This is a genomic window from Pseudomonas sp. SDO55104_S430 (assembly GCF_054070595.1).
Map to the genome: position 1 here is coordinate 19,556 of NZ_JBSVXG010000047.1, position 14,706 is coordinate 34,261.

11 protein-coding genes are annotated in these 14,706 nt (G+C 61.9%); 5 read left to right on the forward strand and 6 right to left on the reverse strand.

What is annotated here, in order from left to right:
- Positions 1 to 207: 207 nt before the first annotated feature.
- Positions 208 to 4,989: a dermonecrotic toxin domain-containing protein gene (locus tag ACW9JE_RS11320; RefSeq protein ID WP_457432783.1), complete on the reverse strand. Its 4,782-nt coding sequence runs from the start codon at positions 4,987 to 4,989 to the stop codon at positions 208 to 210.
- A gap of 218 nt (positions 4,990 to 5,207) precedes the next feature.
- Between ACW9JE_RS11320 and ACW9JE_RS11325 the strand changes: the two genes are divergently transcribed.
- Positions 5,208 to 6,248, forward strand: a complete 1,041-nt coding sequence (locus ACW9JE_RS11325; RefSeq protein WP_224536546.1) for an Ldh family oxidoreductase — start codon at positions 5,208 to 5,210, stop codon at positions 6,246 to 6,248.
- Positions 6,249 to 6,394: 146 nt separating this feature from the next.
- Here the strand turns inward: ACW9JE_RS11325 and ACW9JE_RS11330 are convergent, their stop codons facing one another.
- Positions 6,395 to 6,712 carry a DUF883 family protein gene (locus ACW9JE_RS11330; protein WP_224536547.1) on the reverse strand — a complete coding sequence of 106 codons (318 nt, stop codon included), beginning with the start codon at positions 6,710 to 6,712 and terminating at the stop codon, positions 6,395 to 6,397.
- 162 nt (positions 6,713 to 6,874) lie between these two features.
- On the opposite strand from ACW9JE_RS11330, the gene ACW9JE_RS11335 reads away from it, so the two are divergent.
- A complete protein-coding gene (locus ACW9JE_RS11335; protein ID WP_224536549.1) occupies positions 6,875 to 7,129 on the forward strand; it encodes a hypothetical protein in 255 nt (84 codons plus the stop codon).
- 3 nt (positions 7,130 to 7,132) lie between these two features.
- On the opposite strand, the gene ACW9JE_RS11340 is transcribed toward ACW9JE_RS11335, so the two are convergent.
- A complete protein-coding gene (locus tag ACW9JE_RS11340; RefSeq protein ID WP_457432785.1) occupies positions 7,133 to 8,041 on the reverse strand; it encodes a LysR family transcriptional regulator in 909 nt (302 codons plus the stop codon).
- A gap of 84 nt (positions 8,042 to 8,125) precedes the next feature.
- Between ACW9JE_RS11340 and ACW9JE_RS11345 the strand changes: the two genes are divergently transcribed.
- Positions 8,126 to 9,049: a carbon-nitrogen hydrolase family protein gene (locus ACW9JE_RS11345; RefSeq protein WP_457432786.1), complete on the forward strand. Its 924-nt coding sequence runs from the start codon at positions 8,126 to 8,128 to the stop codon at positions 9,047 to 9,049.
- A 171-nt stretch (positions 9,050 to 9,220) separates the two neighbouring features.
- Here ACW9JE_RS11345 and ACW9JE_RS11350 read toward each other — a convergent pair whose 3' ends face one another.
- The 3 genes from ACW9JE_RS11350 to ACW9JE_RS11360 form a co-directional block, all read right to left on the reverse strand.
- Positions 9,221 to 9,694: an LEA type 2 family protein gene (locus ACW9JE_RS11350; RefSeq protein WP_224536556.1), complete on the reverse strand. Its 474-nt coding sequence runs from the start codon at positions 9,692 to 9,694 to the stop codon at positions 9,221 to 9,223.
- A 60-nt stretch (positions 9,695 to 9,754) separates the two neighbouring features.
- On the reverse strand, positions 9,755 to 11,221 hold the full coding sequence (locus ACW9JE_RS11355; RefSeq protein WP_457432787.1) for a nucleobase:cation symporter-2 family protein: 1,467 nt from the start codon (positions 11,219 to 11,221) through the stop codon (positions 9,755 to 9,757).
- A gap of 363 nt (positions 11,222 to 11,584) precedes the next feature.
- Positions 11,585 to 12,478, reverse strand: a complete 894-nt coding sequence (locus tag ACW9JE_RS11360) for a LysR family transcriptional regulator (protein ID WP_457432788.1) — start codon at positions 12,476 to 12,478, stop codon at positions 11,585 to 11,587.
- A gap of 100 nt (positions 12,479 to 12,578) precedes the next feature.
- Between ACW9JE_RS11360 and ACW9JE_RS11365 the strand changes: the two genes are divergently transcribed.
- Both ACW9JE_RS11365 and speB read left to right on the forward strand, forming a co-directional pair.
- On the forward strand, positions 12,579 to 13,673 hold the full coding sequence (locus tag ACW9JE_RS11365; RefSeq protein WP_457432789.1) for a polyamine ABC transporter substrate-binding protein: 1,095 nt from the start codon (positions 12,579 to 12,581) through the stop codon (positions 13,671 to 13,673).
- Positions 13,674 to 13,701: 28 nt separating this feature from the next.
- Positions 13,702 to 14,661, forward strand: coding sequence for an agmatinase (gene speB / locus ACW9JE_RS11370; protein ID WP_457432790.1), 960 nt, complete (start codon positions 13,702 to 13,704; stop codon positions 14,659 to 14,661).
- Positions 14,662 to 14,706: the final 45 nt, after the last annotated feature.

A 14,706-nucleotide genomic window follows, 5' to 3' on the forward strand; every position in this document is an offset into this window, starting at 1 on the left:
CATTCTAACCGTGAGGACCGCTGGCGAGAACATCGGTCATGGCATTTTCCCATCAAATGTACCGATATTTTGTTGAATCCTGCCGTAATCCCTGTGGGAGCGAGGCTTGCCCGCGATGGTGGCCGGAACACCGCGGGGTGTCAGGCAGCCAACGTTATCGTTGACGACCATCGCGAGCGTGCTCGCTCCTACAGGGGGTGGTTGAAATCAGGAAGCGGCGGGGTCCAGCTGGCGGCCCATCTGGCAGATCAGGTGTGCGACGGAGTCGGCGTTGCGCAGGATGACGGCGATGCGCGCGTCCGGATTGACCGGGTTGCGGAATGCGCTTCGTGCCTCCTCCATAGTCTTTCCGCCGGTTATTTTCAGGATTTCCTTGCCCACGTGCTCAATGCCCTCGATCGCATCCAGGCTGATCCAGGCTTTGAGTTGGCTGTTCCAGCGCGCGAACAGCTGTTCTCTAGGTGTCGCCTGGGACAAGGCATTGCGCTGGAAGCTCTCCTGGGTGCTCTTCATCTGCGCGCCGAGGCTGGTTTGCTCGGCGATCAAATCGCTGAATGGCCGTCTCGCTTCCAGATAGGACATGTCCAGGGTTTTCGCAAAGATATGCGAAAACTCGTGGATGAGAATGGCGGCCTGGGCATGCCCGTCGATGTCGAAGGGTTCAGTGAGAAACCCTTCATAAATTTCCAATTGGGGCTTGAAGAAGGCGTCGGAGAAATGCACTTGTTTGCGCTCATCATCATCGATCACAAACGCGCTGGTCCTGTCGCCCGCTTCGCGCATGGAGCCGACGACGAAACGCTCGCTGTTCAGCAACTCTTCGTTGGGGTCCACCAAGGCCTTGCAGAGCGGGATGACGGCCTTGCCGATTTTGTCCAGCAGGCTGATATCGACCTTGGGTACGTCAAAGAACACCCTGAGCAAGCCGTCCAGTCGCGTTCCTTGTTGCAGGCTCCGGGCCTGGGCCAGATTGTGCAGGCTATTGAGGGCATAAAAACGCGCCAGATCGATGGCCTGAATGATCGTGCGGGCCTTTTCCGGGTAATTGAAGCGGATGCTCATCATGCCCTGGGCTTCGATGTTGAAGGTGCGGCGCACGGTTCGGTCCGCCACGTATTCGTTGAGCATTTTCGACAAGGCCTTGCCGTCGTGCACCGTGTGGCGGTCCGGGGCCAGCACCCATTGTCCGCCGGGTGACTTCAGAAGCGCCGGGCCTTTTTTTGCCGCGTGACTGATTTGCAGGACGGCACCCGGCTTGGCGACCTCATAGACCTTTCCGGCGACGGCGGCATATCGCAGCTTCGTGGCAGGGTCGAGCCAAGTGCCTTCGGTGGTGTCCTTGTGCAAGTCCTTCAAGGCCAGAGTCGAGGCCTCGAAAGGTTGCAGCAGCGTACGTATCGGCGCCGTCGATTCGATCCGCGGCCATTGCGGGTCGCGCAGTGGAGTCTTGACCGGCGTAGCGGCTGGCGCAGGCGGGGTATCGGAAACCTCCTCCGGTGACAACTCACCCAGGCTCACCATCTGCGCCGCACCGTCGATGAAACGCTTGATGGCGCGGGTCCAGCGTTGACCCTGCAAGGCTTCGGCCGAGTCGCTGAAGTCATCGAAGGCTTGCCACAGGAACCGTATGTAGCCGAGTTTGCTGGGCAACAGGCCGGAGGCGCGCTTGATGCCGGAACTGAACAGTTGCCTGACCGCCTCCCAGTCCGATTGCCCTGTGGTCTGGGACTGGCTGGCGAGCATCCGAGTCAGCAGGTGGGTGTTGTCCTTGAACAGTTGCGTGAGCAGATGACCGTCAATCGGTGTTGACGCGAGGGTGATTTCGCTGGTCTCTCCGAGACTCGACTTGAGCAGGTTCTGAAAGGACACCTGCTCACTGTCAGGCAATCGGCGAATCAGCAGGTCCTGCAAGGAGCCCGGTGTATTGAGCGCTGCGACCAGATCATCTTCGCTGTCGAATTCGGTGAACAACGAGCCCGGGGAGTAGGGCGCATAGAGGATGCACGGCCCCTGTTTGGCCGTATCAGGGTTGATGACGTACAGCCCGCGACTCTGCACGGCCTTGGCGCCGGCGGTCTTGATCAGTTCCAGGGGCCTGACGATGGCGCGAGCGCCTGTCACCGCAGCCCGGGCGGTGGCGTCAGGCATGTCCAGCACTTGCAGGATCAGATCGAACGCGCTGGAAGACAGCTGACGTTGCAGCTTCAGGGCGTGGGCATGTTGCAGCAGTTGCCAGGGCAGCTGTTTGACGAAGCGCAATTGTCGCGGCGCCGAGTCATTACCGGACAAGGCGTCCGTGACCTTTTTTGCGTAATCGCCATGGATATTCAGCGACAGCAACAGTTGAGTGACGGCAGCCTGATTCAGGCCTTCCGGCAGTTTTTGCGGGGCCTTGGCCGTGACCCGAAAGCCAGTGCCCTGGGCGACGTTTACGTGATTCAGGGCGAAGTGAGTCAGGGTTTGCGCAGGCCCCGCCAGTGCCAGCCGGGGCGTGATCTCGATCAAATCGGGGTCAACGGAGGTTTTGGGGAAGCGTGTCGCCAGCAAGGTTTTCAAGGTCTGTCGAACGTAGTCTTCCAGTGGCTGCACGCCATGCAGGTAATCCTGGTCGTCGCTGACGTTGTTGCGGTATTGCTGCAGCAGTTCGACGTGCAGTTTCTGCTCATCGACCGGAGCCAGCCCCAGCCACGCGGGCATCGATTGTTGCTGGCTGATGGCCTGGGCGATCCAGGTGGCTCGACTGGCGTTGGTATCGATGCCGGTCTGCGCCAATGCGCGCAGGGCCTGGTACTCCTTGGCATTGGGCAATTTCATGGAGCGGATCTGCTCGCTACGCGCCAGAAACAGCTCGATGGCCGACTGGGCGATGTGCTGCAGGACGCTGCCCTGAATCAGCTGCAGCGAATCGAGCGAATAGCGGCGATGGAATTTGCGCTGGGCAGGGCGCAGATTTTCCAGCAGGGCCAGACGTTTCTGAGGATCGAGCAGGCGCTGATTCAGCTGTTGTCGCGCACTGGCGACGGTTTTGAAAACTTCCAGTCCGGTCCCCGGCGTCCACAGGATCGCCCGCCCGGAATGCTCCGCGTCGAGCCCGCCACGTTCGGTCAGCAGCACGCAGTTGGCCAGCTCCATCGGCTCTTTCTCACCGGAGCACGCAAGGACCAGCGAAAAAGCATCGGGATAGAAACCGCGAATGGCAGGGCGACTTTTGCGCTCCGGCCGGTCCGGGTCGAAAACCGTGTCAACGATGTGCCAATCGGCGTTGCGCAGGCTACCGCTGAGCTCGCGCAACGCCGCTTCCCCGCGCAAGGCAACGGCAAAGGCCTGGGCCAGCTGCGACCTTGCGGACTCCAGGTACTGGCGTTGCAGCGCCAGATTACCCAGCGGTTGCGCGGAAATCTCGCCACGCACCGGCAGATCGACGGCGAGAAAGGTTTTCACGTAACCGTCCGCCGTATCCCGCAAGACCAGCGATGGCTGCGCGCCGGACGCAAGGGGACGGGTACTCCAGCGCCCCTGGCTGTCGAGTGCCAGCAGCTGTTCGCCGATCATGGAGCGAATATCCAGCGCCTTGTCGAAATACGCCTGGATATTCACCTCGCCGTCGCTGTTGCGGAACACCTGGAACGCATATTCGAGGTTTTGCAGCTGTTTGCCGATGATCGTTTCGAACAGCGTGGTGAACACCGAGCCATTGAGCACCGCCCCCGAGACTTGCGCCTGATCGAAACCGATGAACAGGCTGCGCTCTTCCAGGCTCATCAGGTCATAGAGTTCATCGTCGTGGCCAGCTTCCGTGGTTTTTCTTCGCAGGGTGGCCTTGAGGTCCGCGTAGTCCTTGAGCACCTGCAAGCCTTTGGCAGGGGTGTACAGAAAGGCGTTGGAACTGTCCTGGCTGATCATCAGGGAACCGGCGAGTTCGACGGCATTGGGCTGGTATTCCCAGAGACGTACGGTTTCCAGGGTCAGTGAAGAGGCAGTGGCGGGCTCGATCAGGCGTTGCAACGCATGCCACTGTTGCGCCGTGATGACGCTGTTTTCGCGTTGGAGCAACAGATCGGCGCGGGCCTTTTCCACGATTGCCCGTGCAAAAAATGACCGTCTTGTTGCGCCGTCGACGCTCCCCTCGTTCCAGAAACGCTGGATCTGCGCGGAAAACTGGCCGTTCAGGCTGACGGTGGCGCGTTGGATCGCGGTATCCCAGCGTTGTTGATCGGCGGCCTGTGGGGATCGTTGCGGATGGGTGAATTCAATGTGCTCGCCGGCGGGCCAGCGTTGATGACGGTAGTACCACAGCAGCGTTTCGCTCAGGGACATGGAACGGGCCAAGTGACGCGATGCGGGGGTATCGGGCTCGGACTCGATGTAGAAACTGACCTGCGTCCGGCGCTGATCCATTTGCGGGAAGTCCGCCTTGAGCAAGCCTTCAAGCAGCGAGTCGAGCAGTGCGTTCAGTGATGGCAATTGACGCAGCTCATCGATCATCGCCTGATCGTTCTGACGTTGATTGCCTTGAATCACGGCCCGCTGGTCTTCGAAGATGTCGCCGTCGATGGTCTGGAACGTCAGCCTGATATCGCTGGCCGCCGCCAGGATTTTACGCGCGGATATCGACATGAAGGCCAACAGGTCATGGTCTTCGCCGGCGCTGTCCAATTGTTTTTGGAGGTGGTCGGACAGGGCGGTGCGGTTGGCGAACTTCTTGATGCCGGCATGGGGGGTGTAAAGAATCTCGCCCTTGTCGTCGGGCGTGGCGCTCAGCACGAAACAGCCGGCCAGCGGCACGGACAGGCTGCCGGCACTGACCTGAATGCGCTCGGCGTGCATCGGCGGGGTTTGTTCGCTGCGTTTTTTGTGGCTGGACTGCTTCAGGTGGCTGAGCCATTGCAATTGCTTGTGTGTCAGCCCGTGGGTTTTGCCCAGTTCGGTCCAGCGATCGGAGGAATTCAGGGCCTCGGGGAAAAACAGTGGAGCGGGGGATGTAGTCATTGGTCAGTCTCGCGCGGGCGCTGTGTACAGCGCCGGTGGATGGGGCGTCGAGACTAGGAGCGAGTGCGCGCATGCAGGCGTTAGATAGATAACGCACGGACGCTGGTTGCGAGGGGTTGACAGGTGGCTCGCCGCGCGTCGTTAATCGGCGCTCTACGTACGCTGTAGCGCTTTCCAAAAAATAATGAGCCCAAAAAATAATTAGTCTGGAGCTTCAGATGTCTGCGCCACTCCATCCTGAATCTGCTGTTGTCTCGCAAAGCCTGTCACTGGCCCAGTTGACGGCATTGCTTGAGAAGATATTCCTGCGTCACGGCACCTCTGCGGACGTCGCCAGGGTGCTGGCACACAACTGCGCCGGTGCCGAGCGTGACGGTGCGCACAGCCACGGGGTGTTCCGGATTCCCGGGTATGTGTCGACGCTGCAGAGCGGCTGGGTGAACGGCAAGGCTGTGCCGGTAGTCGAGGACGTTGCGTCGGGTTTTGTCCGGGTCGATGCCGGCAACGGCTTTGCCCAGCCTGCATTGGCGGCGGCCCGTGACCTGCTGGTGGAAAAGGCACGCAGCGCCGGCATCGCGGTGCTGGCCATCCGCAACTCCCACCATTTCGCCGCGCTGTGGCCGGATGTCGAACCGTTCGCCTATGAAGGGCTGGTGGCCCTGAGCGTGGTCAACAGCATGACCTGCGTGGTGCCCCATGGCGCCGACCGGCCGCTGTTCGGCACCAACCCCATCGCCTTCGCCGCGCCTCGCGCCGATGGTGACCCCATTGTGTTCGACCTGGCCACCAGCGCCATTGCCCACGGCGACGTGCAGATTGCCGCGCGCAAGGGTGAGCGTCTGCCGGCGGGAATGGGCGTGGACGCCCTCGGCCAGCCGACCCAGGACCCGAAAGCGATTCTCGAAGGCGGCGCGCTGTTGCCGTTCGGCGGGCACAAGGGCTCGGCGCTATCGATGATGGTGGAGTTGCTGGCGGCGGCATTGACCGGCGGGAATTTCTCGTTCGAGTTCGACTGGAAGAATCACCCGGGTGCGAAGACGCCCTGGACTGGTCAGTTGCTGATTGTCATCGACCCGAGCAAGGCGGCCGGGCAGAGCTTCGCCGAGCGCAGCCAGGAACTGGTGCGGCAGATGCATGGGGTGGGTTTGAAGCGGTTGCCGGGGGATCGCCGGCATCACCAGCGGGCGAAGTCGCAGGTCAGCGGGATTGTGCTGGATGGGCAGACGTTGGCGATTTTGCGGGAGTTGGCTGAGAACTAAGGCGTTACACCGTACCTGTAGGAGCTAGCTTGCTCGCGATGAACCTGAGATCGCCGCGGGGTGTCAGGCATCCCGCGTTATCGTTGACCACCATCGCGAGCAAGCTAGCTCCTACAGGAGGGTTGCGGTGTTTGAAAGGGGGGGGATTAACGTCTTCCCAGCAACAACCCCACCACCAACCCGAACCCGGCCGATATGGCCACGGTCTGCCACGGATGCCCGCCGATGTAGCTTTCGGTGGCTTGCACCGCCGGCAGTGTGCGGTCACGCGCGCTGGTCACCGAGTCTTTTGCCTGCTGCAACTTCTGGGCGATCTGCCCGCGTAGGGTCTCTGCTTCCTCTCCTACCAGTGAAGCGCTGCTCTTGAGCAGTTTTTCCGACTCTTCGATCAGAGCCTGAAGCTCGCTGAAGGCCTGGTCCTTGATTTGATCTTCGGCGGCTTGCATGGCGGTTTTGCGGGCCATTGAAGTACTCCTTGCAGGTTAGTGACAGTGAACAATGGAGTGCGCGGTGCTTGAAAAAGTTGCAGCGATTTTGCGCGCTGGCGTCCTGCGTGGAGAAAATCCCGGCAGGAGGAATCGTCCTACAGTGTAAGATGTCGGCTATTTACCCAGCAGGAAATTTCCATGAGCTTCAATCTGGCCGCAAAAACCCTCGCCGAGCGCGCGGAGATCGAGGACGAGAAGTCCCGTCTGTTCGAACTCTGGCAATCCAACCTGGGCAAAGCCAAGGGCGAGGCCGCGCGGTTGTTCGGTGAGCGTGCCAAGCGCAAGGGCAAGTGGGCCGAGTGGGTTCGCGCCGAACTGGACGGCATGTCGCCGCCCGAGTTCTCGAACATGGTGCGCAGTGAAGTCAATCGCCTGATGGCGGCCAGCAAGTAAGCCTCACGAAAAACTCGCAATAATCGCTTCGCGTACCTTGGCCAGCACCGGATCGAGTTGGGTGCTGGTGCGCCAGCCCAGTTCGATCGGGTAGCGCGGCAATGCCAGCGGACAGGGCAGCAGCGTCAGATCGCAAAGCGCAGCAATACTTTGCGCCGCGTGTGCGGGAATGGTCGCCACCGCCTGACTGCCCTTGAGCAGGTGCGGCAATGCCGCAAAATGCGTGGTCGAGGCGCAGACCCGACGACTCAGGCCCAGCGCCGCCAACCCCTCATCGGTAATCCCGATAAAGCCCCCCGACGACACCAGGATGTGTTCCCGGGCGACGAATTCCGCGAGTTCGATGCTGTTCTGCCCCGGCGCCAGGCTGCGCGGGTCCACCAGGCACGCATAACCCCCTTCACCCAGGACCTGACGGCTGAGCAAGCGTTCGGCAAATCCGCCGGCGGCAATCGCCAGGTCAATGCTGCGCTCCATCAGGGCATCGCCGACGATCTGGCTGTGAGTCTGGCGAAAGATCAGGCGCAGCTTCGGTGCTACCCGGGCGACTTCCTCGATCAGGCGCCGGCCGTAGGCAATCTCGAAATCATCCGACATGCCCAGGGTCACGGAGCGGCCCTCGTAATGGCTGGCATCCGGGTCGACCATGGCCAGGCTCTGGCGGCATTTGTTCAGCGCATCGCTGACCACGGGCTTGAGCTGATTGGCCTTGAGGGTCGGCGCTAACCCGCGACCGGTGCGCACGAACAGCTGGTCGCCATACACCTCCCGCAACCGGCGCAACGCCGCGCTGACCGCCGACTGCGTGACGCCCAGACGCAGAGCAGCACGGCTGGCAGTGGACTCCTCGTGCAGGGCTTCGAAGACTTTGAGCAGGTTGAGGTCGATGTCGGCGATATTCATTTGGTTCATATCATTCAGCAGTGAACAGGGCTTTATTCATGATCGGCTGGCGCTGGAGAATGAGCAACACCTGATGCCAATGGAGTTACCGAGATGGCCAAGTCAATCGTTGCCGCACTGCAAATCGGCGCCTTGCCCGGCGGCAAGGCCGAAACCCTGGAACAGATCCTGTCCTACGAAAACGCAATCATCGAATCCCGCGCTGCCCTGGTAGTGATGCCCGAGGCGCTGCTGGGTGGCTATCCAAAAGGCGAGGGGTTTGGCACGCAACTGGGTTATCGCCTGCCGGAAGGGCGCGAGGCGTTTGCCCGCTATTTCGCCAATGCCATCGACGTGCCCGGCGCGGAAACAGATGCGCTGGCGGGGCTGTCGGCGCGCACCGGAGCGAATCTGGTGATTGGCGTCATCGAGCGGGCGGGCAGCACCTTGCACTGCACCGCGCTGTATTTCGATCCCGTGGCGGGACTGGTGGGCAAGCACCGCAAACTGATGCCCACCGGTACGGAGCGGCTGATCTGGGGCAAGGGCGATGGCTCGACGCTGCCGGTGATCGACAGCCAGGTCGGGCGCATCGGCGCGGTGATCTGCTGGGAAAACATGATGCCGTTGCTGCGCACCGCGATGTACGCCAAGGGCGTGGAAGTGTGGTGCGCGCCAACGGTGGACGAGCGTGAGATGTGGCAGGTCAGCATGCGCCACATCGCCCATGAGGGGCGCTGTTTTGTGGTCAGCGCCTGTCAGGTCCAGGATTCGCCGCGGGATCTGGGGCTGGAAGTGGCCAACTGGCCGGCGGATCGGCCGTTGATTGCCGGGGGCAGTGTGATCGTGGGGCCGATGGGCGATGTCCTGGCCGGGCCGTTGCGGGGAGAGCGCGGGTTGATCAGTGCCCAGATCGACACGGATGAGCTGGTGCGTGCGCGCTATGACTACGACGTGGTCGGGCACTATGCGCGGCCGGATGTGTTCGAACTGACGGTGGATGAGCGGGCCAAACCGGGTGTGAAATTCACCGCATAACCCAGCATTTTTATCGCGAGCAGGCTCGCTCCCACATGTACCTGTTCACTGAAGATCCATTGTGGGAGCGAGCCTGCTCGCGATGGACGTCCGGGCACCGCGGGGAATCAGGGTTCCCGCGTTATCGTTGATCTCCATCGCGAGCGTGCTCGCTCCTACAGGGTTCTCGTTTCAGCGGTTCCCGGTCATCGGGCCGGGGATGCTGACCTGGCCGCTGTCGACGAAGCGCCGCGTGCCGAACAGGCCGCCCGCCAGTTTTCCGCGCAGCACGTAAGGCATGTTGTGGAACGTCTGCATCTGGCTCAGGCCATAGGTCTGGCGCAGCACCGAGAACGCCGACACACTCACCGGCACAGTCAACACCGCTTCGGAATAACGACCCACGGAACCGGATTCGTTGCTGACACCGGAGGCGAACGGTTGGCCGTTGATGTCCAGGTCCAGCGCCACGCCGTTGTAATTGATGTTGGTGCCGTTGGGGTTCTGCACGCGGATCTTCACGGCAAACCGTACTTCCATGTCTTGGCTTTGCATCGGCTGGATGCCGACCACGTTGATGTTCAGCGGGTCGTTGTTGGGATAGGTGGCGCAGGCGCCCAGGGCAAGCAACAGCATGGAAAGGACAATCGAGTAAAGGCTGCGCATGAACAGGCTCTCGTCAGTAAAAAGGGCTGAACCGCCAGCGGCTCAGCCCTTGAGCACTGTCTAGCGGTTCACTGTTGCGACACCGGGCGGTGTGGCGGGTTCACCCTTGGCCGGTACATCCGGATTTTCCATGACCTGCAGAATCGAGGCTTCCGGATCGAAATCGTCTTCTTCCAGTTCGATGAACTCTTCGGGCAGGAAGATATTAAGAACGATAGCGCACAGCGCGCCGACGGTGATCGGCGATTCGAAAATGTTGTGCAGCGCCTTGGGCAGTTCGCGCAACACTTCCGGCACCGCCGCCACGCCCAGGCCCATGCCGATGGAAATCGCCACGATCAGCATGTTGCGCCGATGCAGGCCGGCTTCGGCGAGGATCTTGATGCCGGCCACGGCCACGGTGCCGAACATCACCAGCTCGGCGCCGCCCAGTACCGGCTTGGGCATCAGTTGCAGCACCGCGCCGATCATCGGGAACAGGCCCAGCAGCACCAGAAGCCCGGCGATGAAAAACGCCACGTAACGGCTGGCCACGCCGGTCAGCTGGATCACCCCGTTGTTCTGGGCGAAGGTCACCATCGGCATGCTGTTGAATACCGCCGCCATGGCCGAGTTGAGGCCGTCGGCCAGCAAGCCGGACTTGATCCTGCGGATGTACAGCGGGCCTTTGACCGGCTGGCGGGAAATCATCGAGTTGGCGGTGAGGTCACCGGCCGCTTCCAATGGCGACACCAGGAAAATCACCGCCACAGGCACGAACGCCACCCAATCGAAGGAGAAACCGTACTTGAACGGTACCGGCACGCTCACCAGCGGCAACTCGGGCATGCTGGCGAAATCGACTACGCCCAGCAGCCAGGCGACGAAGTAGCCCAGGGTCAGGCCGATGACGATCGCCCCCAGGCGCAGGAAGGGCACATCGACCCGGTTCAGCACGACAATGGTCCCGAGTACCAGCGCGGCCAGGCCCAGGTGGCTGGCCGCGCCAAGGTCGGTGGCGCCGAAGCCGCCGGCGATGTCGGTCATGGCCACCTTGATCAGCGACAGGCCCATGAGAGTGATGATGGTACCGGTCACCACCGGGGTGATCAGCATCCGCAGCTTGCCGATGAATTGGCTCAGCACCACTTCGATGAAGGCGGCGAAGAAGCACACACCGAAGATGGTCGAGAGGATTTCATCGGTACCGCCGCCCCGGGCCTTGACCATGAAGCCGGCGCTGAGGATGACGCTGATGAACGAAAAGCTGGTGCCTTGCAGGCACAACAGCCCCGAGCCCACCGGCCCGAAACGCCGCGCCTGGACAAAGGTGCCCAGGCCGGACACGAACAGCGCCATGCTGATCAGGTACGGAATTTCACTTTGCAGGCCCAGGGCGCTGCCCATGATCAGGGTGGGGGTGATGATCCCGACAAAGCTGGCGAGCACGTGCTGCAGGGCAGCGAACACGGTGGCGGTCAGGTGCGGGCGGTCTTCGAGACCGTAGATCAGGTCGTTGTGGCGCAGGTTTTTTTCAGGGGAGGTCATGTGATTGCGTGCCGGGTGGCGGGGCCGGGGTCAGAAAATGGAGGCGCAGGATGCCAGAAAGCCTTCGTGGCCGAAACCTTACTTAAGCCTCAGTTGCACGCTGAACCTGTGGTGAGGGGGCTTGCCCTAATGCCAGTCAGGTAAGCCGCCGCAGGACATGTAGCAGCTGGCGAAGCCTGCGTTCGGCTGCGAAGCAGTCGCAAAACCTGAATGTAAGGTTTGCCTGACACACTGCAGAGCCTGGATTTACGACTGCTTCGCAGCCGGACGCAGGCTTCGCCAGCTGCTACATGGACCGTGTTTTGCCTTACCTGACTGGCAGTAGGGCAAGCCCCCTCGCCACAGGAAGGCGTTCACCGCTATTCAGGCAAACGCCGCCAGCAAATCCTCCTCGAACGCCTTCTGCGCATCCCCCGGCACCTGCGCCCGGTGCCGGGCCAGATGAAACGCCACGTCAAAACTCATCCCCACACGCCGCACCCCCCGCAGCAAACCCTTGTCCACCCAGCCCCGGGCAAAGTGTTCGGGCAGGTAACCGATGTGCTTGCCGGACAGAATGAAGGCGAGGGTGCCTTCGACCTGTTCCGCCCGTGCCGAGCACAATTTGCCCTGGAACGGCTCGTCGCTGCGCAGGAAGCGATAGGGGTGATCGACCCGGTCACAGGCTTGCAGGGCCTGGTCATCCGGCGCCGGATTATCGAACAACGGATGGCCGACCGCGCAATACAGGTGCTGGGTTTCAGTGAACAGTTCGCGGTAGTCGAACGCGCTTTGCACCTGGGAGAAGTAACCGATGGCCAAGTCCAGCCGCTGTTGCAGCAGCAGGCGCTCCATTTCGCCGGGCATGGCGCTCATCAGTTCGATGCGCACCGATTCGTCGCGCTGGCGAAAGCGTCCGATCGCCTCGGCCACCCGTTGCAGTACCGATTGGTCCAGCGCTTCGGACAGCCCCAGTCGCACCTCGCCGATCAATCGTCCGGCCACGCCGTTGGACTGATGCCGGAACGCCTCGATGGACTCGAACAATCCACGGGTGGCGCTGAGCAACTGCTCGCCCTTGGGGGTGATCTTGAAGCCGCCCTTGCCACGGCTGCACAGCCGATAGCCGAGACGGGTTTCCAGTTTGGCCATCTGCTGGCTGATGCTCGACTGGCTCAAGCCGAGTTCACCCTGCGCCGCACTGAAACCGCCGCACTCCACCACGCTGACGAACAAGCGCAGCAGTTGCAGGTCCAGATCGTGAAATTGGCCGAGCATTCACATTACTCCTGAGTAATGTCAGGTTAATAAACTTGATATTTCAGCAATGTATCGGACATCGCATGCTGCAACCACTTTCTCTGGTCAGGTGGTTGTCATGGCTCCCGTGTTCAAGCTCTGTGCTCCTGCGTTACTACTCACTCTGTCCGCCATGGCTGTTGCCGAAGAACAGGTGGTCAACCTCTACAGTTGGGCCGATTACGTCGCCCCCGAAACCCTGCAACGCTTCGAGCAGGAAACCGGCATTCACGTGCGCTACGACACCTTCGACGCGCCGGAAGTGCTGGAAACCAAGCTGCTCACCGGCGGCAGCGGTTACGACGTGGTGGTGCCGTCCTCCAGCGTGCTGGCCCGCGGGCTGGCGGCTGGGGCCTTGAAAGCCATCCCCCATGAAGGCCTCAAGGGGTACGCCAACCTCGACCCGGACCTGCTGGAGAAGCTCGCGGCGGTCGATCCGGGCAATCAATATGGCGTACCTTACACTTGGGGCACCCTGGGCCTTGGGATGAACGTCGAAGCGGTGCGCAAACGCCTGCCGGATGCGCCGCTCAACAGCCTGGACCTGCTGTTCAAGCCCGAATACGCCAGCAAGCTCAAGGATTGCGGAATCGCGATCATCGACTCGCCCCAGGAAGTGATCGGCCTGGCCCTGCATTACCTGGGCAAGGATCCCTACAGCACCGACAAGAGCGACCTCGAGGCGGCCCAGGCCTTGTTGCATCAACTGCAACCCTCGGTGCTGTACGTGGCCAGCGGCCGGCAGATCAATGATCTGGCCAACGGCAGCGTCTGCCTGGCGCTGGCCTACAACGGCGACGCCAGCATGGCCGCCGACCAGGCGCGCAAGGCCAACAAGCCGTTCGAGGTCGCTTACCGGATTCCCAAGGAAGGCACCCTGGTCTGGCAGGACAACCTGGCGATCCCCAAGGACGCGCCGCACCCGGAAGCTGCGCGCAAGTTCATCGAATTCATGCTGCGTCCCGAATCCGTTGCCGCGCTCACCAACACCCTGTTTTTCGCCACCGCCAACCAGGCCGCCACGCCGCTGGTGGATGAGGCGGTGCGCAACGATCCGGACATTTACCCACCTGCCGACGTGCGTGACCGGCTGTACGCGGACCGCACCATGAATCTCAAGGACATGCGCCAGCGCACCCGCGTCTGGACCACGTTCCGCAGTCGCCAACCGTAACTGCCCACTAATAAGAAGGAGAACCGTGATGGAAGTCCCGATGCAAAACGATCAGGCCATGACCCGCGACAGCCTGTACGGAACGGCCGCAGAAAGCACCTATGCCGGCATCACCAGCTTCATGCGTCGTCGTTACAGCCGCGATCTGCGCGGTGTCGACGTGGCGGTCAGCGGCGTGCCGTTCGACACTGCCACCAGCAACCGCCCCGGCGCGCGTTTCGGGCCACGGGGCATTCGTGCCGCGTCCACCGGGATTGCCTGGGAGCGCCACTGGCCCTGGACCTTCGATCCGTTCGATCATCTGGCGGTGGTGGACTTCGGCGATTGCGACTTCGATTACGGCTCGCCGCAGTCGACTCCGGAATGCATCGAGGCCCACGCCGAACACATCCTCAATGCGGGCAGCGCGATGCTGACCTTCGGCGGCGACCACTTCATCACCTATCCGCTACTCAAGGCCCACGCGCGCAAGCATGGCCCGCTGTCGCTGATCCATTTCGACGCCCACAGCGACACCTGGCCGGACGAAGAGGGCAAGCGCATCGACCACGGCACCATGTTCTGGCATGCGGCGAAGGAAGGGCTGGTCGATCCGTCGCGCTCGGTGCAGATCGGCTTGCGCACCACCAACGACGATCATCAGGGTTTCGAGGTGCTCGATGCGCGCCAGGTGCATCGGCGCGGGGGGGACGCGATCGTCGAGGCGATCCGCGCGCGGGTCGGCGACAACCCGGTGTACCTGACCTTCGACATCGACTGCCTCGACCCGGCGTTCGCCCCGGGCACCGGAACGCCGGTGTGTGGCGGCTTGAGCACGGTGCAGGCGCTGGAGATCCTCGGCGGTTTGCGCGGGATCAATCTGGTGGGGATGGACGTGGTGGAGGTTGCGCCGGCTTATGACAACGCGGACATCACCTCATTGGCGGCGGCGACGCTGGCGATGGAGATGCTGTGTTTGTATGCCGCGAAACATAAGGTCGACCGTTAGGACCTCTTCGCGGGCAAGCCTCGCTCCTACAGGTTTGCACTGACC